The sequence below is a fragment of the Bacillus sp. JAS24-2 genome, from assembly GCF_008274905.1.
GTDB classification, from domain to species: Bacteria; Bacillota; Bacilli; order Bacillales; family Bacillaceae_G; genus Bacillus_A; species Bacillus_A cereus.
Map to the genome: position 1 here is coordinate 4,441,836 of NZ_CP031068.1, position 23,806 is coordinate 4,465,641.

A 23,806-nucleotide genomic window follows, 5' to 3' on the forward strand; every position below is an offset into this window, starting at 1 on the left:
AACTGGAATGATTGTAGAAGAAATTATGAATCAAAATGTAGTTACATTGCATCCAAACGATACAATCGAAACAGCAATCCGAACGATACGCACGAAAGGCATTCGGCACATTCCAATTGTCGATCAAAATAATCACGTCGTAGGCATTATTTCTGATCGGGATGTAAGAGATGCAAGTCCGTCTATTCTAGATGAACAAGTTTCAATCGATATGCTACAGCAACCGCTCGAACTTATTATGAAACATCCTGTTATGACTTGCCATCCTCTCGATTTCGTTGAGGAAATTGCTACTTTATTTTTTGAAAATAAAATTGGCTGTCTTCCTGTTACAAAGGCTGGGAAGTTAGTTGGAATCATTTCTGAATCTACAGTACTGCACACATTAGTAAAATTAACAGGAGCACATCAACCAAGTTCGCAAATTGAAATTCAAGTAAAAAACGAACCTGGTATTCTTGGAAAAGTCGTTGCTATTTTTAGTGATTTACAAATAAATATCGTGAGCGTTCTCGTCTACCCAGCAAAAGACGAGAATGATAAAGTACTCGTTTTCCGCATTCAAACGATGAATCCTCTAAAAGTGATTGATGCACTTGAAGCAGAAGGTTACCGCGTATTATGGCCAAACATCATGGGGATGCAGGCATGAGTAGCGCGTTTATTTATTCGGATGACTTTCGGGGCTATTCATTTAGCCCTGATCATCCTTTTAACCAACTGCGCGTCACACTTACGTATGATTTATTACAAAAGGGCGGTTTCATCTCTCCCTCTCAAATCATCTCACCACGGATGGCTACAGATGAAGAGATCGCCTACGTTCATACAGAGGAGTACATAAATGCGGTAAAACGTGCTGGAGAAGGAAAGTTAGAAAAATCAATTGCAATGACATATGGACTCGGAACAGAAGATACACCGATGTTCCCAAATATGCACGAAGCAAGCGCATTGCTCGTTGGCGGTACGTTAACAGCTGTCGATGCTGTTCTTTCCGGAAAAGTAAAACACGCACTTAATTTGGGCGGCGGCTTACATCACGGCTTTCGCGGCAAAGCATCTGGCTTTTGTATTTATAACGACAGTTCTATCGCAATGAAATATATTCAAAAGAAATACGGTTTACGCGTCTTATATATTGATACAGATGCTCATCACGGTGATGGCGTACAGTGGTCGTTTTATGATGACCCTAACGTATGCACCATTTCACTGCATGAAACTGGTCGTTATTTATTCCCTGGAACTGGCGCTGTAAACGAACGTGGCCAAGGTAATGGTTATAGTTATTCTTTTAATGTTCCACTCGATGCTTTTACAGAAGATGAATCGTTCTTAGAATCATATCGAACTGTTGTAAAAGAAGTTGCAGCGTACTTTAAACCGGATATTATTTTAACGCAAAATGGTGCTGACGCACATTATTATGACCCACTTACACATCTTTGTGCGACAATGAATATTTACCGCGAAATACCGAAGCTCGCTCGTGAAATTGCTAATGAATATTGCGAAGGTCGCTGGATCGCTGTCGGCGGTGGCGGCTATGACCATTGGCGTGTCGTACCAAGAGCATGGGCACTCATTTGGCTCGAAATGAACAACATCCAAAACATCTCAGGTTATCTCCCTCCAGAATGGATTGAAGCTTGGAAAGGACAAGCAGAAACAGAACTTCCCCTCACATGGGAAGATCCAGACAACATGTATAAACCTATCCCCCGTAAACCAGAAATTGAAGAAAAAAACGCATTAACTGTAGCGAAATCCCTTGAAATTATTCGGAATAATATGACAAAATCTTTATACTAAACGAAAAGGAGGCTCGTTTTTGAATAGCCTCCTTTTATTTAAAGCTTGCTATTATTGTCGTTTTCTGTCGGTAATTCGATATATTTTAATAATCGCTGATATATTCCGAGTTACGCCGATATATTTTGATAATCGCTGATATATTCCGAGTTGCGCCGATATATTCTAATAATCGCTGATATATTTTCATTTTATAACAGTCTGGCCCAACTTTTATGAGAAAAGGTCGTGATATTATGTGGACACAACAAATAATCAACACGAAACGCGGTACATTTGAACTCTTTACAAAAGGAAATGGCGAATCGCTTTGTATTACACATCACTATTCACAATTTAATGAAACTGGTGATTACTTTGCGGATGTTTTTACTGCTACGCATCGTGTATTTCTCATTAATTTACGAGATACTGGTCGCTCTGTAACCGCCCAGTCAGAAAACGAATTAAGCATGATTGAAACAATCCACGACTTAGAAGCAATACGAGAAGCATTACAACTTCCAACATGGCATTTCGCCGGTCATTCAACAGGTGGTATGCTTGGACTTTTATATGCGATTACATATCCAAATTCCTTACAATCATTAGTCGTAGCAGGAGCTGCAGCAAGTAACTATACCGAAACACCATTTTGCATTTATCACCCAGCACATCCACAGTTTCATTATATGCAAAAACTCATCGAAAACTTAAAAAGCCCTCACCTTACAAGTGAAGAACGAAAAGAACTATCTACTGAGAGAACAAAATTATCATTGTTTAAACCAGAAAACTACAACTCTTATTTTTGTAAACCAATAAATAAAATAATGTCCGTTAGCCGGATGAACGCTTTCGCCAATGAATATCCTTCATTTGATTTAAGAGAGTATTTACCTTTCATCCAAACAAAGACACTTATTATATGCGGAAGATATGATGTGCAGTGTCCAGTTCAATATTCTATCGAGATACATGATGGGATACGTAATTCTATCTTCATTCCATTCGAAAACAGCAACCATTATCCTTTTTTAGAAGAAGCGACCCTGTTTACTTCTACTACTCAAATATTTTATAAATCGTTACGCCAGTACCGTTATTATTAAGGAAAGCTCACAGTCTCTATAAGACTATGAGCTAAATTTTCAGAAGAAATATTTCGTACTATATAAAAATAAAAGATAAAAGGAAAAGAGCACCAAACCTACATCAAACAACACTGACTTTTTATCTCCTTCTTTTAAACCTATCGTAATATTAAAAATGCTTCTAACTATCCAACCTAATACTAAAAATAACCAGCCGAAATGATCATTTGTATAATCTTTATCATAAAACATTTGTATTGCACCAATAATTAATAAAATAATTATAATATTAGTTCCAATCCTTAAGACCTTGTTTGATTTATTATCTTGTAATGTATCTCCCAAAATGTAGCACACCCTCTCATGCTCTACTATGTTTTATCTCTCTTTATATCTTAACACGAATTACCTATTATTTCCTTTTAACAAATAACATAAAAAACCTGCCAATTACTCGGCAGGTATATTACACGTTAAAACGATAACCAGCTCCCCATACTGTTTCAATATATTGCGGGTGAGCAGGATCTCTTTCAATTTTTTCACGTAGCTTTCTAATGTGGACGACAACAGTGGCTAAATCACCAGCGGAATCTAATCCCCAAATGCGTTCAAATAACTGTTCTTTATTTAATACTTGGTTTGGATGTGTGACAAAGAATGTTAATAAATCAAATTCCTTCGTTGTAAACGCAACTTCTTCATTGTTTATAAAAACTTTTCTCGCTCGTTGATCGATAGAAATTCCGTGAATATATAACGTATCACGTTGCTTACTTACATTTCCTAATAATCTTTCATAACGGGCAATATGCGCTTTTACTCTTGCGACTAATTCACTCGGGCTAAACGGTTTCGTTATATAATCATCCGCTCCTAATCCAAGTCCGCGGATTTTATCTATATCTTCTTTTTTTGCTGAAACAAGTAGAATCGGAATATCTTTTACAGCACGTATTTGTTTACAAATTTCGAATCCGTTCATTTTCGGAAGCATAATATCTAAAATAATTAAATCATAGTCTTCTTGCAAGGCTGTTTGTAAACCTATTTCTCCTGAATGCTCTACATCAACTTGGAAATCATTAATTTCTAAATAATCTCGCTGTAATTCTGCAATACTTACTTCATCTTCTATTAATAAAATTCTTTTCAATTTACTCACCACATTCCTCTACTTTTTCCAATGAGAAGAAAATGCTTGTGCCTTTACCAAGCTCGCTTTCCGCCCAAATTTCCCCGCCATGTTCTTCAACAATTTGCTTCGCTATTGCTAAACCAAGTCCACTTCCACCTGTGCTAGAATTCCGCGATTGCTCTGCACGATAAAAACGTTCAAAGATATACGGCAATGTATCAGCTTCTATACCTGATCCGTTGTCCATCACTTTCACAATAATTTTATTATTATCACTCGATACTGTTACAGTAATTTTCTTCTCTTCTTTATCCATGTATTTCACACTATTATGAATTAAATTTGATATCACTCTATTGATTTTTTCGCAATCAGCCGTTACATATAGTGGTGATGCATGTAACTGTAGGCGCACTTCTATACCTTCTTCACTTAAATCCATCTGCATCTCTTCTATTAATTCTTGCATAAACGTATTCAATTCAACTGTTTCAAACTGGAATGGAACTCGATTCAAATCGAGCTTCGAAAATAAAAATAGTTCATCAATGAGTGTGTCCATATGTTTTGCCTTCGTATGGATAGTTGTTAAATACTTATCCATTTTTTCTGGCGTATTTGCTACCCCGTCCTTTATTCCTTCTACATATCCTATAATTGATGTAATCGGTGTTTTTAAGTCATGAGAGATGTTTGAAATAAGCTCTTTTCGATTTTCTTCATACTGTGTTTGCATCTCTATCGATTCTTTTAATCTCTTCCTCATTTCCTCAAACCCTTGATTTAATTGCCCTATTTCGTCGTGTGATGTAATTGGTATTTGAAAATCTAAATTTCCTTCTTTAATTTTCTCCGTTGCGCCTTTCAATACAAAAATTGGTTTTATTACACTTCTTGAAACGAGGTAACTTAATAATCCAATGAGTAAAATGGCTAGTAGTAAAAGCGATACGAATAAGATTGGAAATAATTTTTGTGTAAGATCTACAAATGAACTTTGCTTTTTTAATACAAATATACTTCCCTCTTCTTCCTGAGGAAAATAAAAATCAAACTTTACATATCGATAAAATGTATCGCCTAGTTCCGTTGTACCACGACTATTAATATTTGCTGATTCAAATTTCGGAAGGGCTTCTTTTAAAGATACACTTTCAAATACGTTTGAAGCATATGAAAGTGTTTCTCCTTTTCTTACTACTATTTTCACACCCTCTTTTTCTATTGCTGAGACAAACGACTCATCTAACAATTGAGATTGATGCTGTTTCGCTGCTGACTTCAACTCAAGATAGGCATTCTCTTCTTCTGGTGTAAGCGGCTTTTGAATGTAAGAACTTTTATAGAAATTTTTCACTGCTTCCAAGTCACCTGTTATCGAAAAAACGATTAAAAATCCCGTGACTAATATAAGCGTAATGGAAACGAGGATAACAGCAATATAAGAAAATAAAAACCTTGTTTTAATAGACATATCTTAAATCCTCACTTTATCAAACCTTATTATTTATAAGCATAAAAATATATGTTCAATTACTCAAGCAATTTTATAGTAATTTTAGCGTCAGTTTATAAAAATTTAATGTTCCTATTTTACAGTTGAAATTAGGAGGTTGAAATTCCATGTTCAAAAAAACATTCAGTATGATATGTTGCGTAATTTTTTTACAAGGATGCTCGCAAGAACAAGAAGTAAAAAAGGAGATGATAAACATGGAGACTGCACTACTAGCAGCTACTGAAAAAAATGAAACGAATACTGTTATATCTTTACTAAAACAAGGCGCAAATATAAATGCGACGGATAGTCAAGGACACACTCCGCTTATGATTGCTACATACAAAAATGATGTAAAAACCGCAAAGGCACTTATCGAAGCTGGTGCTGACGTAAATATCCAAGATAACATGAAAAATAATCCCTTTCTATATGCCGGTGCGGAAGGTTACTTAGACATTTTAAAACTAACAATTGATGCTGGTGCAGATCCTACGATTACAAATCGTTACGGCGGAACAGCTCTTATCCCAGCCTCAGAACATGGCTATATTGACGTTATAAAAGAACTCCTCACTCGAACAAATATTGATGTAAATCATGTAAATAACCTGGGATGGACAGCTTTAATGGAAGCCATCGTACTAAGTAACGGAAACGAAACACAGCAACAAGTCATTCGCCTTCTTATTGAGCACGGTGCAGATGTAAATATTCCAGACAATGATGGTGTTACTCCGCTAGAGCATGCTCGCGCTCATCACTTTGAGGAGATAGAGAAGATTTTGTTAGAGGGGAATAAGTAAAAAATGTACTAAAAAATCCGAAGCGCTCATCACTTCGGATTTTTTAACAACCTTATTTATCCATAACAACAGGAAGCTGGAATGAAACAATCGTTCCTTTTCCAAGTTCACTTTTTATTTCTAATCCAGTTCCGTATAACTGTTTTAATCGTGCATCCGTATTCAATAAACCTATTCCCTGTTTTTGATTCGGTTTTTTCACTAATATTTCTTTTATTTTTTCATCTGACATGCCTATCCCATCATCCGCAATCGAAATGTTTATAAATCCACTCACACTCTCTATTTTTATATGAATGCTTCCACCCTTTGCTTTTTTTAATATACCATGACGCACAGCATTCTCTACTAATGTTTGAATAGAAAACGGTGGTACTACACATTCTATTCCATCTTCGACTTCCAGCACGCTCTGTATTCTCTTTCCAAATCGCTCTCTTTCAATATAAAGGTATGATTGAAGTAAATCTAATTCATGCTGTATAGGTACGGTTTCCGCTAACACTTCTTCACCAAAACTGGCTCTTAAATACGTTCCAAACTCAACAATTAATTTCTCCATCCTAACAATATCAATTTCACCTAATGCAGCAATCGTATTTAGTGTATTAAAAAGAAAATGCGGCTGAATTTGCGCCTGAAGCCAAGCACCTTCCATTCTTATTCGCTCATGAATTGATTGCTTTAACTCTGTTAATGCATTAATTCTCACTTTTAATTCCAGTGCATCTATAGGCTTTACAATGTAATCATTCGCCCCAGCAAGAAATCCTGTATAAATATCTTCTGGCTGCGACCTAGCGGTTAACAGTACAATAGGCAACTCTGCAATAGAATATTGGGTACGAATCATTTTTGTTAATTCATAACCTGACATTTTCGGCATCATCACATCTACTAATATCATATCCCACTCCATATTTAACCGCTCCAAAACCTCTCTTCCGGTTGTTACCGTTTCAAGTTCATATTCATCTTGTGGTAATATACTCTTTAATACTTTTAAATTTATAGGATCATCATCAACAGCAAGAATTCTCCTTCTATTACCGACTCGATTATCCTTCATTTCAACTTGTTTTAATTCCACTACTTTTTCAATTGTTTCTTTTGACACAATTAGCATCTCTTCTCTTTCAGCAAGTGGTAATGTGAATGTAAAAGTAGAGCCTTTATGTAAAACGGATGTAACAGTAAGTGTTCCCCCGTGCATTTCCACTAATTGTTTACAAATACTTAGCCCAAGTCCAAATCCTCCACTTTCACCATATGAATCACTACCTTGTTCATATGGAAGGAAGATTCGCTTTTGCGCTTCTTTATCAATTCCAATACCAGTATCTGTAACCTGAATAGCCGCGTAATTTTTTCGTTTTTCAACATCAATTGTAATAGCCCCTTCATCCGTAAATTTAACTGCATTATGAAGTAGGTTAAATAAAATTTGAATAAGACGATTTTGGTCAGCTAATACAAATGGAAACCGTTCAGGGATATTCGCGATAATTTGTAATTTCTTTTCTTCTCCAATAAACTTTTGCATATCAATCACCATTGTAATAATTGGTTGCAAATCAACCGGTCTCTTATGAATCGGTATCCCTTTCTGCTCCATTCTTGTAACATCTATTAAATCGTTCAACAAATACGACATACGCCTTCCTATTGTCATTAATAGTTTTAGATGTTGTTTACTTTCACCATTTATCGCTTTCTCTTCATCCATTACACTTTGTGCAATATTCATCATCCCATGTAACGGATTTCTAAGTTCGTGCGCTGTATTTGCTAAAAATTGATCTTTCTTATGATGCTCTTCTTTTAATTTTCCAACCAGTTCACTATTCTCATCACTCGTGCGAAAGAATCGGATAAACCAAAAAGTCGAAAATGATACCATTGCTAAAAAAATATCAAATGGATAAAAATCCGCATCAAATATCCTCGCAAACCCTATGCTATACATGAACGCAAACTCTTTAAAACTCGCACACAATACTCCAGAAGTAGCACTAATCACTGTAAAAAGTAAAAAGATTAAATCATACTTTCCACTTTCCACCACTCGTAAAACAATAATTGCTGTTAAAATGAATGGAATAATAATTGTAAAAAATAATATAAATCCAAAATCTTGCACTAGTCTAGGTGAAGAAAACAATACTACGAAAACATAAATTCCACATAATACGATGGTAAATAAAATAAATTTATTGTCCCCATAACCTCGTAAAAACCTTTTCATATACAGTAAAATAAATAAAGCGAAACCTACAAACGATGTATATATAATTTTCATATATGTTGAAAATTCAAATTCATACAAAGAGAACAAAAAACGTTCATCCGTAATTAAAAATATAATACCTGCAAATATACTACCAAGTGAAAAATATAGAATCTCAACATTTTTCGGCTTCATCACAAAAATGATAAATGCATATATACCATGTAAAAACACTATTGTCGTTGCAATAATTTGCATCATAAGATTGTTAAAGCTATCCTGTACAATAGCATTTTCACTGCCAAAACGCACTCCACCTGTAATCCCGCCATGTTTCGATTCTTGTGTCGTTTTCGTAACAGGAATAAGAAGATTAATTACCCCTTGTTCATTCGCTTTTACCTTTATGACAGTTGGTGTAAGTGAAGTTTTATGTACATCATTCGGTTTAAAAATACTTCCTCTTTCCTGTACAAGTTCTCCATTTACATACAAATCGAACTGATTATGAACACGCTGTATTTTTAAGCCGTAATTTTCATTCGAATTCTTCACTTTGATAGATAGCGCATACGTGCCATATTCTTTTTGATGAGTACGATCAACTCTTTCTTTCCAGTTCCCCGGAACATTAATATATTCATAATCTTTATTATTTTCCTTCATTTGATCCGGGGTAAGTAAAACATTCGGATAAAATTTCCATTCACCATTTAACGTAACTAAATTTTTTTCGCCAAATGTTATATCTGATAAATTTACTATCCCTTCTTCAGCATGTGGTTGATTTATATAAAGAGATTGTTTAAACCAAATGGAACGAAAACCGACAATACAAAGGATAAATAAGAATACTACTATCAATATTTTTCTTTTAGACATACTTATTCCCTCTTTATAAAATTACGGAATCTTTTCAAATCTTTACCATAACATATCACACTTTCTTTATCGAGTGAATAATAACTATATTCTAAAAATATTTCCATCACTCGTACTTTAACGTTTTTTCACTTTAAAATAAAGAAACATTCCAATGAAAAATAATAGAACGATTACTATTCCAATCATCCACTTTTCTACTACAAATGGATTCACTTGAGCCACAACTGCTTCCTTTTCTTTCACTTCAAAAGGAACCCGTTCCCCTCGAACTATCAATCTATGTGTATTTACTCCATAAGGTGTGCATGTAACTAACGTAACGTAATCTTTATTTTTCACAACTAATAAATCATTCGTTTCATTTGGTAATACAACTTTTATTTGATCCACCTTATAAGCAAGCACTTTATTTAATGAATGTATGTAAAAAGTATCTCCCTTCTTCACCTTATCCAAGTCCGTAAATAATAAAGCAGAAGGCAAACCACGATGCCCCGTTAAAACAGCATGCGTACTTTCTCCCCCTACTGGCAAAGAAGAAGCATTAATATGTCCTACTCCTCGGCTCAAAACATTTTCAGATGTGCCAGCATAAATTGGAAGCTTTACATCAATTGTAGGAATTTCAATATACCCCATACTCTCACCTACATTTAATACATCTGCATATGAACGTCCACTCTCGTCGCCCCCTTTTTCATTAAGTGGATCCGAAAATGACTGTGACGTCGTCTGGACATTTTTATTATATTCATTCGCTTCTTTCTCCCTACGTTCAATTTCTTTTTGCTGTAACTCTTTTACTTTTTTATCATACGAACTAACCGCTGAATAATGAGCTCGTGTTGCTAACCAATTACTAACTGTTGGATATAAGAAAATACAAAGTCCCAATAAAAAAATAGCACCAAATATAATGTTACGTTTCATCATATCCTCCTATAAAGTGAAACTTTAATCAGTGTAGGTTTTGTTCATCCCACTGATTGTTAGCCCTCAAATAACGGGCTAAAATGCCGAAAAAGAGGAAAGGCCTCCCTCTCCTCTTTTCATTACCGTTTAAATCGCTTATTAATTATTTGTTGCTTTTTTTCTAAAGAAAACAAATGCTGCTATTATCATTAATACAAGACCTACTACAGTAAATAAGATTGTACCGATACCACCTGTTGAAGGTAAAATCCATCCACTCTTATTATTTTCTACAGTAAGTGTAACTGTTTTATGATCAGCATCAATCTTTACATGAATTGGCTCTCTTAATTGTTGATAACTACCTGTTGTACCATCTTCTTTTTCATAAGTTGGAGCTTTCGTTTCCACAACTTGATACTCACCGTAAGGTAGCTTATTCCATGTAATTACACCATTTTTATCAGATGTACCTACTACTTTCTTTCCATCGATTTCTACTGGATTTCCTTTTGTATCTTGCAGCGCAAATTCTGCACCTTCTAATTTCTTACCATCCTTCCCATCAACTTTCGTTAATGTAATACCACCAGTCGTTGGAGTAACGATAACTGGTTTTGTTGCCTTCTCACCTGTTACATCATCTTTGTTTTTAAATGTAATTGTTGCCGTATTCGGAATCTCTACTCCTGTTTCTACGCCATCTCTAATTTGTGCTTTAATTTGCAAATGAAACTCTTTTTTGTTATCTAATTTAGAGAAATCTTTTACAGTAGCCGTTACTTTTTGACCGTCTACAACTACTTCTACAACACTTGCATCTACTACTTTACCATCAATTTTTACAACTGGTTGATCTTGAATTTCTAATCGACTATCTAATACATCTGTTACGACATAATGTTTATAATCCTTAATATCTTCTGGAATTAGTGTTTTAATATCATAGTTATAATCCGTCTTCGTATTAATTGGTAAATTGTTTAAATCTCCATTAATCTTCTTATCAATTGTTGGTTCTTCATAGTTTTTCACATCAACTTTAACTACTTCACCAGAAGTAACTGTACCATCTTTATTAATTACACCAGATTCTTTAATGAAGAATTCATATTTTTTCGGATCCAACACATAACCATCTAGCGCTTTCGTTTCTAAAAAGTAATACTTCCCGTACGATAAGTTACCGACACGAATTTTACCATTTCCATCTGTCTCCAAACCTTTTTCTAACTCTGTTCCATCTTCTTTATATAAAGAGAATTGAACACCCTTTAACGCTTTATTTTCCACACCAATTTTTGTTAATTCTACTGCACCACGTTTCGTTTCATTTTTCGGATAAATTTTAACATCATATGTTAATACTTTCCCATCTTCACTTGTCATCGGGATATCAACTTTGTATGTTTTTGTGTCTATATTTACATGTGGTGGTCCAGAAATTTCTTTCACTTCGTAACGACCTAGTGGTAAATCGCCAAAAAATGCAATCCCATCCGCATTCGTTTCAACTTCAATTGGAACTCCATTTACTGGTTTGATGTCTTCTTTAACAATTTTCCCATCGTTTGAAATTGTTCCAAATGATTCAACTTGTTTAATTTGATACACAACTCCTGCTAAAGGCTTCGCATCTTTAGGAATTTCTACTCCTTTAGAGCTACTTTCTTTTAAAGCTGGATTATTAAGCGGCTCTTGTTCAAATTTATGGATTGTTAACGTGCCTTTTTTTTCACTTTTCGATTCCGCTTTTATTAACATACTTGGCAATGAAGCAAATGCTAGCAAAAAGATTAAAAACATACTTAAAAATTTTTTCATTTCTCGTTCTCCTCTTCTACCAATTTAATATTCTAGTAATTACTATTTCTCTTATGGAAAAACAAAAATACAACTACAATCATTAAAAAAGTACCAATTAAATAAAATACATTTGTTCCAGCACCGCCTGTGTTTGGAATTTCCCACTCGCTTTTTTTGTTTTCTACTTTTAACGTTTGTGTAGGTGTCGCTGCCGTTACCTCGACCTCAATTGGATCACGGAGCAACATATATCCATTCGGCGCTTTCACTTCTTTAATCGTATATTTTCCAAACGGTAGTTTCTCTAAGCTAGCCTTGCCATTTTCATCTGTAATTAACTTTCCAACTTCTTTTCCTTCTTGGTTAAAAACTTGAAATTCCGCATGTTGCAACTTAATATTTTCATCAGCTGCATCTACCTTTTCAATTTCGATCTTACCTATAGATGGCGGAATAACAACTACTTTATTCGAACTAATTGGCGTATTATCAAATATAAGCTCTGCTATATTTGGCACGCCGCCATTTGCAATATATTTCGCTAACACCTCTACTGGTGTACCTTCTGCTATCTTGCTTTTAATATGCATCGTGTACTTTAAACCAGCTAAATACGCATATGAACCATCTTTCTTCTCTAACTCAATTGTCACTTTCTTTGTTTGCTTATCAATGTTCGGTGTTACTTTTACAACTTCACCTTTTTCATTCATAAGCTTCACATCTAAAATATCTAGAATATCCTCTAAGTCATCTTGTAAGGTAACCTTCTCTAAATTTGCTGTATCATTACCAAATTGATATGCTACATTCCAAGTAAGCTCTTCATTTCTCTCTTGCAATGTACCCTTTTCCACTTCTTTCTCATTTTGAGTAGAAACGGTTTTTGTTACTTTCGGTTTTTCCTTCGGAGGAACCACATACACTTCGTTAGATTTCACTGACTTATTATTTAGTACTAACTCTGCTGTATTTGGGATTCCACCTTTTACTATATAACGTGCTAATTCTGATTGATTTACACCATCAGCAATTTTAGATGTAATTTGCACCGTATATACTTCACCTGTTAAATACACATAACTTCCTTCTTGCTTCGGTACTTCAATCATTACCTGTTTCTTAGCAGTATCAATTTTTGGTTTTATATTTACGACTTCACCTTTTTTATTGATAACCTTCACATCTAATATGTCTAAAACATCTTCTAAATCATCTTGTAATACGATAGAATCGTATCCACTTGGTGAACTTCCAAATTCATACTGCACATTCCAAACAAACTTCTCTTTTACATTGGATAATGTAGCCTTTTCCACGTTCTTTTCATCATCATCCGATACAGTCTTGCGTAATTTCGGTTCTTCAATTGGTGGCTTCACAATGACTTTATTAGAAACAACTGGATTGTTATCTATAATGAGCTTTGCCGTATTCGGAACGCCACCTTTATCTAGGTACCCTTTGATCACATCGATATTTGTACCAATCTTTATCTTCGCTTTAATCGTTAATCGATATTGTCCACCAGCTAAATACGCGTACGAATCATTTTGCTTTGGCAACTTATACGTTACAATTGACTTTTCTTTATCTATAACTGGCGCTATATTTACAACTTCGCCTTTTTCATTTACTAATTTCGTCTCTAAAACTTCTAAAATATCTTCCAAATCATCTTGTATAACGATTTCTTGTTTTGACTCCATATCAAATCCAAAGTTGTAATTGACATCATATACAAATTCTTCATGCAATGAATTTAACAATGCCTCATCGACCAGTTTTTGATCTGAATCAGAAACTTTTTTCGTTACCGCCGTATTACACTTAGTAGCATTTTCATTCGGAAGTGCCTTGACGGCTTGAATATCAAACTTTTGATCAAAGAACATAAAATATCCATCCGCAACATTAAATTCTTTCGATTGCGGTGTTTTTTCCTTCACCTTATAAGTGACTTTATACGTTCCTTCTGGCTGTCCGTCTAAATCCCAAATGATCTGATTTCCTTGTATAACAGGCTTTGTATTAACACCATTTGGACCAGACCCTTGCACACCTGTTACGAGCAAATCATTATTAATATTTAAAATCAACTTATCTTTTTCTTTTTTTGTCACTTTTGTAACGGTTTCAATTAAATTTTTTGTAAACTCTTCAATATCATTTGCCAGTACAAACCATTCCGGTTTTGTTGCCATCTTTTTTAACTCTTGCCTTGCATATGGACCTACTTCTTTATCGTACTTAGTATAATATTGGTCAGATGCTGCTAGTATACTTTTATCTTCCCAAAAAGCTGTAACAAGTTTATATCCCGCGTTTTTTATATTTTGAGCCTCTGTAGTTACTTCCTTCAAAGCACCTACATAATCTTGCCCATATTCATTCGACCTATAACCTGTGCCCTGATCCGTTAGTTGATTTGTTAATTTGTAAATATAGCCATCCTTTCGAATGTTAGCAACACCATCTGTAACAAGCAGAAAAACTGTTTCTCGGTCTGGATCATTTTGTCCCTTCGCTTTCTCATACTCAGCTAACGCAAACTGAAGACCACTGGCAGTTGGTGTACCGCTATCTGGAGTTATTTTATTGATGCCATTCTTTGCTGAGGTAAAGTTATTAGTTAATCCTGCTTGCAAGGTTGTTTTAATCCCATTACCTCTACTTTCAAGTACACGACCGTCACTAGCTTTATATCCCTTATAATCTTGATAACTCGTTACCATAATCCGATCCGTCGCAGGATTTAGTTCATCTACGATATTGCTCAATGCTTTTTTCACATTTGGCATTGTGCCTTTGAAACTTCCACTTGCATCTTGCACAATAACAAAATCAACTTTCTTTTGTTTTGGTGCTGGCCACTTAAAACTTAGCTCCCCTTCATGCTCCCTTAAACACATATTCCCTGTCGATTTAGTTGTTACCTTATGCTGCACCGCTTCCACCGTATTAGCAGCAACCGCTATTATCCCTGGGCTAATCACTTGAAATACGAGTAGAAGCAACATAAATAATGTGACGTTCTTCTTCATCGTTCCATCCTCTCACTTAACATAAATTTATCTCGCCTCATTTCCCCCTTTTTCGCTAAATTACTTTTACGCTCAAAGTATAAATTGGGACACTGAACAAAAACTGAACAAAAAATCAAAAAATAGAAATATTTAAATAATTTATCGTATATAACAATTAATAAGAATCATTTATAATAGTAATTACAAATAATTACCATGTAATATTTATGGTTATTTATGGAGGAATGAAAAATGTCCTATTTTGTCTAAATATTTATTGGTGATATGACTTGAGTTAAATCATTAAACAAGATTGTAAGAAAGAGGTAATGAACTATGAGGGCAATTATTGTTGATGATGAACCATTAATACTCCAAAGACTTGAAAAGATGTTAAAAGAACTTCAAATTTTTAAAGATATCGTTTGCTTTGATGATTGTGAATCTCTTAGTTTTTATAGTAAAGATCATACAATTGATGTCGCATTTCTTGATATTGAGATACCTGAAAAAAATGGCGTTATGTTAGCCCGCGAACTACAATCAAAACATAAAAATATAAAAATAGTTTTCATTACAGGACACGACCGTTATGCGGTTGAAGCATTTGAAATTTATGCATTGGATTACATTATGAAACCTATTACGAGGGAAAGATTGCATAACACTATTCAACGTCTTATGCAAAGCATGACGATTGAAACAACTAATTCCTCTACAATAGAAACTTCGATACTCAATTGCCTTGGTGAGTTATATTATGTAGATCATGAAAAAGACAAAAAAATCCCCCTAGAAAAATGGCGCACAAAAAAAGCGAAAGAACTATTTTTATTTTTAGTTCATAATCGAAATAAAGTTATTAATAGAGATACTTTAATTGAATTACTCTGGTCAAATACTGATTTAGAACAAGCAAGAGTAAATCTACATTCAGCCATATATCAAATTCGAAGAACCATCCATGCTTACGAAATGAATGTAAACATTACTCGAGTGAATGACGGATATAAACTCGATTTACAAAACATTTTGATTGATGTTGATCTATTCGAACAAGCAGCAGCCGCTCTTCCAAAAGAAATATGTAGCGATACATTAGATAAATACATTGCATGCCTCTCTTTATATACTGGAGATTACCTTATTGATATGGACTATTGGTGGAGCGAAGGAGAAAGAACAAGATTACAAAACTTATATTTTCAACACGCCTTTTCCCTTATTCGTTTTTATATAGAAGGCGCGAGTTACACTGAAGCAATTGATATTTGCATGCGTATGCAATCTATGAATCCATTTGAAGAAAATACGTATCACCATTTAATTTCCTTATACGCTAAAACAGGGAATAAAACAGCTAAACAAAATCAAGAAAAAATGCTACACAAATTATTAAGCGACAGCGAACTTACTATGATATAAAGAATCTCTCAATATAGATTCTTCATTTTTGCCATTCTCAGCTATCCTATGCTACATTTATTCCGGCATATAAATATTGAATAATAAGGCGGAGATAAAATGAATATACCTAAAATCGGAATGATTGGACTTGGAAGTATTGCGCAAAAGGCCTATCTCCCAACACTTACAAAAGAAACAAATTGGAATTTTGTAGGGGCGTTTACACCTAACGCAGAGAAAAGAAAACAAGTTTGCCAGCAATATCGTATTCAAGACTTTCATTCTATTGAAATGTTAGCTTCGGAATGCGATGCAATCTTCGTTCATAGTTCAACTGCATCGCATTATGAAATCGTTTCTGAACTTCTAAAAAAAGGGATCGACGTTTATGTTGATAAGCCGCTAGCAGCTACAGTGGAACAAGCTGAGCATCTAGTCGAGTTGAGCGAGAAGTATAACCGAAAATTAATGGTCGGATTTAATCGCAGATTCGTTCCTATGTATGTCGCCGCAAAAGAGCAAGCTCATAATATTTCATGGATTCGAATTGAAAAGCATCGTACAAATAAAGTCGGGCCATATACGTACGACTTTACTATGTTAGATGATTATTTACACATTGTAGATACTGCTCGCTGGTTAGCTAATGATAACCTTAACGCCGTTCACAATATGATGCAAATCAATGAAAAGAATGAACTTCTTTACGGACATCATACATATACAACTCCAAGTGGACTATTACTTTCTACTGCAATGCATCGCCATGCCGGTACAAATTTAGAACAAATTGAACTTGTAACGCCAGGGAAAATCATTCGCGTAAAAAATATGAATACATTTGAAATTGAACAGGAAAACTCAGTTTCACAAAGTGGTTCCCCATCATGGGATACGACGTTAAAACAACGTGGTTTTGAAGATGCTGTTCATCATTTTATTGAGTGTGTACAAGGCGATACAAAGCCTGTTGTAGACGGATTAGAAGGATTAAAAACGCAGCAAATGCTACAATCTTTACTAGATGATGTAAATAAAAATTAAAACGGATACATTTTTCAGAATTTACTTTCATTCCCATTCCCTCTTTATTTCTCTCGTAAATTTCTATAGAATATGTTGATAGGAATTATAAATTTCATAATGAATCGTGGAAAGGATGGGATTAACACATGTGGAACGAGTTTAAAAAGTTCGCTTTCAAAGGGAATGTAATCGATTTAGCTGTCGGGGTTGTAATCGGTGCTGCATTCGGCAAAATCGTTAGTTCTTTAGTAAAAGATATCATCACACCATTACTTGGTATGGTATTAGGTGGCGTTGACTTTACAGATTTAAAAATTACATTCGGTAAATCATCTATTATGTATGGTAACTTCATCCAAACTATTTTTGATTTCTTAATTATTGCAGCTGCTATCTTTATGTTTGTTAAAGTTTTCAACAAACTAACATCTAAAAGAGAAGAAGAAAAAGAGGAAGAACTTCCAGAACCAACAAAAGAAGAAGAACTTCTTGGCGAAATTCGCGACTTACTAAAACAGCAAAACTCTTCTAAAGATAGAGCATAATTGAACGGATAAAAAGGCATGTCCCTCGGGACATGCCTTTTCTATATGCTATAACGTTTCCGAATTCATATGAATAAATAAAATAATACCAGCAACCACAAGTACCATAATGCTACCTGCAAATAGTGTAATACCAATAAACATTAAACTTGTGCTCATATCTACTGATACACTTTCAATAAAAATAGAAATTACATACGTGATAAGGGCAATTCCTGCAAGAATACTTCCTGGAACAAATCGCTTTAAACCATTTTGTTTTAACGTCATATATGCAAAAATAGCAGTCATACAAAGCGTAATTATCCAAAGAACGATCATCTCTTTTCCCCCCTCACAAGCCTTTTCTTTCTATTATACATGACATTGCCCTATAATAGTTAAATTTGCACTTATGTGACATATAACAAGGAATAGCCCCATCTATAGCGAAGGCATTATGAAGAGAATCACGATACACTTTTTGAAGAAAGTATTATTCTTGTTAAAGCAAACAATTTAGAAGATGCTCACGAACTTGGTAAAAAAATTGCTATGCAATCTGAAGATACGTACGATAATATGTACGGTGAGCAAATAACGTGGAAGTTCCGAAAAGTGTTGCATGTGTTTGAATTAGACGATACACCATTTGAAACCGGAAAAGAACTGTACGCAAGATTTTTTACACGTTAAGAAAGACGAAATGGTAAATGCAGTCGTACAAAAATACTATCCTGAATACGAATAAAAGCTCACAGCAATCGCTGTGAGCTTTTTTATACTTACTTCGTTGAATCTCTAAATTGGATACGGTGAGGTAAGATAACAGTGTGATCTTCCACTTTTTCTTTGTTCATATACTTTGTTAATAGACGCATTGCTACTGCACCGATATCATACATCGGTTGAACAACTGTTGAAAGCTGCGGACGAACCATTAATGCAAGACGTGTATTATCGAAACCAAGTACTTCTACGTCAGTTGGTACGTTTAATCCAGCGTCTTGTGCTGCATGGATTACACCTAGTGCCATTTCATCAGAAGACACGAAGATTGCTGTTGGCTTTTCATCATTGCTCCAAAGCTTTTCGAATGCTTCGATACCTGAGTCATATGTGTAATCTCCATCGATTACAAGATTTTCATCATATGAAATACCAGCTTCTTCTAAAGCTTTTTTATAACCTTGTAACTTCTTCGCACTTCCCGCTTTATCAATGAAAGGACCAGAGACGAAACCGATACGTTTATGTCCTTGCTCGATAAAATGCTTCATTGCATCATAAGCTGCTTGTGTATAATCAATATTTACTGATGGCGTTTCATTTTGCTCATCAAATGACGCTGCTAATACAATTGGTACTGGAGATTTTTTAAATTCTTCAATGTGAATGTCTGTAATATCTTCACCCATGAAAACAATTCCGTCCACTTGTTTTCCAAGCATCGTATTTAATAAATGGAACTCTTTCTCTTTGTTTTGGTCAGAGTTACTTAAAATAATGTTATATTTGTACATTGTTGCGATATCTTCAATTCCACGTGCAAGTTCTGCATAAAACGTATTTGAGATATCAGGAATAATAACACCTACTGTAGTTGTCTTCTTACTTGCTAGTCCACGTGCTACCGCATTTGGGCGGTATCCTAAACGATCAATTGCTTCTAATACTTTCTTTCTTGTTGTAGGCTTTACATTTGGGTTACCGTTCACAACACGAGATACGGTAGCCATTGAAACGTTTGCTTCGCGCGCTACATCATAGATTGTTACGTTCATCTCATCGCACACTCCTTCTATTTTTGTTATCTATTTTTATGTATCGGTTACTTGAATGAAAAAAAGACATCAACTCTATTTGCAGATGCCACCAATCGTCCCGAGTTCTTCCTTTTACTAATGATACGATAAAAACGCAGGCTCATACAATATTTTCCCGCAAAAGTTTCGAAAAAATTCGCTTCTTTTCTCGTATTTTCGTATTTTTTATGAAAAAAGGGCATTTTTTGTAAAAAAATAGATGTTTCCTAAGTAGAAATCTTATTTTAAGCAGTACGATAGTAAATGAAATTTATATCGGCGATTTTTCGAATATATCGACTATAACTCGAAATATATCAGCGATTTTCCAAATATATCGACCGCAACTCTAATTATATCAGCGATTTTTTAAATATATCAACTTACCAACAAAAATCGACAATGACAGTCGCTATACAATAAGAGAAAGCTGTTCCAAAATCCCTTTTTGGAACAGCTCATTAAAAGTTTTTATAATTTACTTCCAAATGATTTTAATTCATTCATAAAATCATTGAACTGCGGTATATTCATTTGCTGCGCCGCATCTGATAAAGCTACAGCTGGATCTGGATGTACTTCAGCCATAATTGCATCTGCACCAATTGCCATCGCTGCTTTTGCAGTTGGTAAGAGAAGGTCACGTCGCCCTGTAGAATGCGTTACATCGACAACGACAGGTAAATGTGTTTCTTTCTTTAAAATCGGCACAGCGGAAATATCAAGCGTATTACGCGTCGCTCTTTCATACGTACGAATACCTCGTTCACATAAAATAATGTTCCCATTTCCCTTTGCCATAATATATTCTGCCGCATTAATGAATTCTTCAATCGTTGCTGATAGACCACGTTTTAATAATACTGGTTTATTTACAGCACCAGCTGCCCTTAGCAAATCAAAGTTTTGCATATTGCGAGCACCAATTTGAATAACATCAACGTAATCTAATGACATCTCAATATCATTCGGATTTAAAATTTCACTAATAACAGCCAAATCATATTCATCTGCTACCTGGCGCAAAATTTGTAATCCCTCTAACCCAAGACCTTGAAAATCATACGGTGAAGTACGTGGTTTGAACGCACCACCACGCATTAATTTCAGACCTTGCTCTTTCATTGCTTCAGCAACTTGACGTACTTGTTCATAACTTTCCACTGCACACGGTCCCATAATAAAATGCTGATTTCCGTCACCAATTTTTTCACCATTAATTTCAACAATCGTATCTTCTGTTTTTTTCTTACGAGAAACAAGTAATGCTTTACGATGATCATCTTCTTGTAATTCTAAACCAGCTTGAAAAATTTGTTTGAAAATATGTTGTAAAGTCGAAGTTTCAAATGGACCATTATTATTCTCTGCAATTAAATCCAGCATATTTCTTTCACGTACAGGATCAAAACGTTTCACACCTTGTACTTCTTTTAAATTACCAACTTCTTGTACGAGACGACCTCTTTCGTTTAGTAACTCTAATATTTGTAAATTAAGTTGATCAATTTCAGAACGTAAACGACCTAATTGTTGTGATGCCATAAGAAAGCCACCTCTTTCAAATTCCTATATGTTACTTTTTTAAGATAACTTATTATAGCTGATACATATACGATTGTCACACGATATACAGCAATGAATTACTATCAAAAAACGTTGTATATTTTCATTTAAAATAAAAAAGACAGTTTACATACTGTCTTTTTACAAGAAGGAAACAAACGGTTTATCACTGTTTTTCTCTTTTATAATCACAGCCTCGATTTTACTCTCGGACTTGATCTGTAATTGTACTTTCGCATCTTTAGGCAATTTGTCTAACATACCTTGCGCAGCCAATTGGGTAAGAGCCATTAATTCTGTTTTACCGTTATATTTAATAACAATATTCATATTTAATGTATCCATTTGATCTTTCTTATAAGAAACTTTAGCGTTGACTGGAATAAAATCTCCATTAGAAAAACCTTTTATTTCCTTAGCAAAGTTATTTATTTTTGTATTATCTTCTCCATGTGCTTGTGTAAATTCATCAGAAGGATATGAATACGACTTTTCATCAATTGTACTCCAATTTCCAAGGTTCGTATCATTCTTTTGAACAGTAGCACTAGCAATATACGTACCATTTTTTAAAGAACTAGTACTTTCTTGCTTAAAGATAGCAAACGTAATTGGAGATTTGTTATACTTATCATTTTTGTTAATAGCTTCAATAAGTTGTTTAGCAACTTCAGTCCCTTTAGACATAGCCTCTTCATTCGATACACTTGAAGACATAGCTAAGCCAATCATAACACCAGATAAACTTAATTCATTTGAATTCTGTTTTCCGAAATAGTCTTGTTCTATAATATTCGTCAAAACTGGCGCTTCTACTTTCGCAACTAGTTCATCAATTAGTTTCTCTGGAATATACTGGTTTAATTGCAGTACGTGACTCTCTGTATCAAATTGCTGCGTTGCAATATTTATTAAACCATTTTCATACTCTGCTAAATCTAATTTAGAATTTGTTTTTATATTAGCTGTATTAATAACCTTTTGTTCTTTTAAAGGAATAACAGTTCTATAATAATCTTTAGAAACAGCAGTTCTCGGAATCATACTTTTTTCTTTTGTATCTTTTTGTATAACTTCATCCTTCTTACTAATCGTATTACTATTGTTACTACAAGCTCCTAGTAATAAACTTACGACTGCGAAGGATAATGCCATTTTCTTCATTACTTAAAACCTACTTTCAACAATCTAGTTATTTAGTTTGAACTATTAATAGTGTACCACTAAATATATTTCAACAAAAACAAAAAAAAAGAAGCAAGCACCTTTAGCTTGCTTCTTTTTACTTTATATTCTCTTCTAAAGCATCTTTTTTAATATTCCAATGAGATGTATTCCATACTACCATCCCATCTTTTATGTATAGCACTTGCGGTGATTCATGTCTAATACTGTATTGTTCTGCAACACGATTTGACACATCTCTCGCATCTTGTACGTATAAGTAATACGCTGGCACTTCTCTTTCTTCGCTGCAATACGCTTGAAATTCTGTGTATGCACCGTGACTAATCGGGCATGTCGTACTATGTTTAAAAAGAACATACGGCTCGTTCTTTTCTACTAAGACTTCAAGCTCTTCAATTGTTTCAAGTTTTGTCATATTCATCACGATTCACCTCTCATACGAAATCTAGAGCGCTTCTCTTTCTTTTCAGCTTTTTTCTCAATTCTTTCTAATTTACGCTCTTCTTTTTCAACCTTCTTCTCTTGTCTCGACGCACGGTAATGATTGTATACTTCAATCGCCGCACTGCTCCACTGTACAACTTGCGCTACTTTATCAGCGTTATTTTCAATTTCGTCCGTTACAGAGTCCGATACATTACGAAGCTTCGTATTTAAAGATTGGATTGTCGTTCCAATCCCATCTACACCCGCTACCACTTTATTTAATGACTGTGACTTCTGTTGAATATCATCAGCTAACGCATTCGTTTTATGTAATAATTGCTCTGTCTCTACGCTAATTCCTTGCATTTGCTTTTCTAAACCTTCTAACGTACTTGCAACGTTTTCCAACGTCTTCTGAACCGATAACAACGTTCTGCATACATACACTACTAATACTGCAAAAGCAACCGCGATAATAGCCGCACTTACATATAAAAGAACTTGCATTTCATCACTTCCTTTATCTTTTTCATACTTTCCCCTATTATACAATCATTTTCCGTTTCATTCTAATCCCTATCTCATCATTAGAATTTTCATACTTATTCGTTAACTGTAACATAAATCATTCAACAAATTCCACTAAGTAGGTTACAATAGGAGAGGATACATAATTAG

At 34.5% G+C, this 23,806-nt stretch carries 20 protein-coding genes and 1 pseudogene; 8 read left to right on the plus strand and 13 right to left on the minus strand.

The genetic code is table 11. From position 1 onward, the window contains the following. The first annotated feature begins 7 nt into the window (after positions 1-7). From DN407_RS23070 to DN407_RS23080, 3 genes are all read left to right on the plus strand, one after another. Complete coding sequence (locus tag DN407_RS23070) at positions 8-652, plus strand: acetoin utilization AcuB family protein (protein WP_000634578.1); 645 nt, start codon at positions 8-10, stop codon at positions 650-652. Beyond that, complete coding sequence (acuC, locus tag DN407_RS23075) at positions 649-1,815, plus strand: acetoin utilization protein AcuC (protein ID WP_000092824.1); 1,167 nt, start codon at positions 649-651, stop codon at positions 1,813-1,815. Before DN407_RS23070 ends, acuC begins: the two co-directional genes overlap by 4 nt. Before the next feature lie 215 nt (positions 1,816-2,030). Beyond that, a complete protein-coding gene (locus DN407_RS23080) occupies positions 2,031-2,906 on the plus strand; it encodes an alpha/beta fold hydrolase (protein WP_141520817.1) in 876 nt (291 codons plus the stop codon). 39 nt (positions 2,907-2,945) lie between these two features. Here DN407_RS23080 and DN407_RS23085 read toward each other — a convergent pair whose 3' ends face one another. From DN407_RS23085 to DN407_RS23095, 3 genes are all read right to left on the minus strand, one after another. Then, positions 2,946-3,233, minus strand: a complete 288-nt coding sequence (locus DN407_RS23085) for a hypothetical protein (protein WP_000502934.1) — start codon at positions 3,231-3,233, stop codon at positions 2,946-2,948. 121 nt (positions 3,234-3,354) lie between these two features. Then, positions 3,355-4,044 carry a response regulator transcription factor gene (locus DN407_RS23090; RefSeq protein ID WP_001986686.1) on the minus strand — a complete coding sequence of 230 codons (690 nt, stop codon included), beginning with the start codon at positions 4,042-4,044 and terminating at the stop codon, positions 3,355-3,357. A 1-nt stretch (position 4,045) separates the two neighbouring features. Beyond that, a complete protein-coding gene (locus DN407_RS23095) occupies positions 4,046-5,500 on the minus strand; it encodes a sensor histidine kinase (protein WP_149216655.1) in 1,455 nt (484 codons plus the stop codon). A gap of 149 nt (positions 5,501-5,649) precedes the next feature. On the opposite strand from DN407_RS23095, the gene DN407_RS23100 reads away from it, so the two are divergent. After that, complete coding sequence (locus DN407_RS23100; protein ID WP_087967234.1) at positions 5,650-6,330, plus strand: ankyrin repeat domain-containing protein; 681 nt, start codon at positions 5,650-5,652, stop codon at positions 6,328-6,330. Between the two features lie 52 nt (positions 6,331-6,382). Here DN407_RS23100 and DN407_RS23105 read toward each other — a convergent pair whose 3' ends face one another. The 4 genes from DN407_RS23105 to DN407_RS23120 all read right to left on the minus strand — a co-directional run bounded on the left by DN407_RS23105 (position 6,383) and on the right by DN407_RS23120 (position 15,204). Next, the gene (locus DN407_RS23105; RefSeq protein ID WP_000044276.1) at positions 6,383-9,439 is read right to left on the minus strand and encodes a hybrid sensor histidine kinase/response regulator; all 3,057 of its coding nucleotides are present in this window, start codon (positions 9,437-9,439) and stop codon (positions 6,383-6,385) included. A 117-nt stretch (positions 9,440-9,556) separates the two neighbouring features. After that, the gene (locus tag DN407_RS23110) at positions 9,557-10,372 is read right to left on the minus strand and encodes a class C sortase (RefSeq protein ID WP_149216656.1); all 816 of its coding nucleotides are present in this window, start codon (positions 10,370-10,372) and stop codon (positions 9,557-9,559) included. Positions 10,373-10,513: 141 nt separating this feature from the next. After that, the gene (locus DN407_RS23115) at positions 10,514-12,178 is read right to left on the minus strand and encodes a SpaH/EbpB family LPXTG-anchored major pilin (protein WP_058839720.1); all 1,665 of its coding nucleotides are present in this window, start codon (positions 12,176-12,178) and stop codon (positions 10,514-10,516) included. Between the two features lie 32 nt (positions 12,179-12,210). Beyond that, entirely contained in the window at positions 12,211-15,204 is a 2,994-nt protein-coding gene (locus DN407_RS23120) for an isopeptide-forming domain-containing fimbrial protein (RefSeq protein WP_097998288.1), read from the minus strand. 318 nt (positions 15,205-15,522) lie between these two features. Between DN407_RS23120 and DN407_RS23125 the strand changes: the two genes are divergently transcribed. The 3 genes from DN407_RS23125 to mscL all read left to right on the plus strand — a co-directional run bounded on the left by DN407_RS23125 (position 15,523) and on the right by mscL (position 18,164). Continuing rightward, on the plus strand, positions 15,523-16,611 hold the full coding sequence (locus tag DN407_RS23125; protein WP_001201607.1) for a response regulator: 1,089 nt from the start codon (positions 15,523-15,525) through the stop codon (positions 16,609-16,611). Positions 16,612-16,710: 99 nt separating this feature from the next. Continuing rightward, the gene (locus DN407_RS23130; RefSeq protein ID WP_149216657.1) at positions 16,711-17,637 is read left to right on the plus strand and encodes a Gfo/Idh/MocA family protein; all 927 of its coding nucleotides are present in this window, start codon (positions 16,711-16,713) and stop codon (positions 17,635-17,637) included. A 128-nt stretch (positions 17,638-17,765) separates the two neighbouring features. Next, complete coding sequence (gene mscL, locus DN407_RS23135) at positions 17,766-18,164, plus strand: large-conductance mechanosensitive channel protein MscL (RefSeq protein ID WP_000267003.1); 399 nt, start codon at positions 17,766-17,768, stop codon at positions 18,162-18,164. 48 nt (positions 18,165-18,212) lie between these two features. On the opposite strand, the gene DN407_RS23140 is transcribed toward mscL, so the two are convergent. After that, positions 18,213-18,485 (minus strand): DUF3917 domain-containing protein, encoded by a 273-nt coding sequence (locus DN407_RS23140; protein WP_000636590.1) that lies wholly within the window; start codon positions 18,483-18,485, stop codon positions 18,213-18,215. Positions 18,486-18,599: 114 nt separating this feature from the next. On the opposite strand from DN407_RS23140, the pseudogene DN407_RS23145 reads away from it, so the two are divergent. After that, positions 18,600-18,894: pseudogene (locus tag DN407_RS23145) on the plus strand (DUF4288 domain-containing protein); the annotation flags it as partial. Between the two features lie 34 nt (positions 18,895-18,928). Here the strand turns inward: DN407_RS23145 and ccpA are convergent. From ccpA to DN407_RS23170, 5 genes are all read right to left on the minus strand, one after another. Further along, on the minus strand, positions 18,929-19,927 hold the full coding sequence (ccpA, locus tag DN407_RS23150) for a catabolite control protein A (RefSeq protein WP_001103297.1): 999 nt from the start codon (positions 19,925-19,927) through the stop codon (positions 18,929-18,931). Between the two features lie 492 nt (positions 19,928-20,419). Then, entirely contained in the window at positions 20,420-21,493 is a 1,074-nt protein-coding gene (locus tag DN407_RS23155; RefSeq protein ID WP_000168204.1) for a bifunctional 3-deoxy-7-phosphoheptulonate synthase/chorismate mutase, read from the minus strand. Between the two features lie 162 nt (positions 21,494-21,655). Next, positions 21,656-22,678, minus strand: coding sequence for a CamS family sex pheromone protein (locus DN407_RS23160; protein WP_000738025.1), 1,023 nt, complete (start codon positions 22,676-22,678; stop codon positions 21,656-21,658). 118 nt (positions 22,679-22,796) lie between these two features. Further along, positions 22,797-23,123, minus strand: coding sequence for a bacillithiol system redox-active protein YtxJ (gene ytxJ / locus DN407_RS23165; protein ID WP_001057469.1), 327 nt, complete (start codon positions 23,121-23,123; stop codon positions 22,797-22,799). Next, positions 23,123-23,635: a DUF948 domain-containing protein gene (locus DN407_RS23170; RefSeq protein WP_001197720.1), complete on the minus strand. Its 513-nt coding sequence runs from the start codon at positions 23,633-23,635 to the stop codon at positions 23,123-23,125. The genes ytxJ and DN407_RS23170 overlap by 1 nt, the downstream gene beginning before the upstream one ends. Positions 23,636-23,806 lie beyond the last annotated feature (171 nt).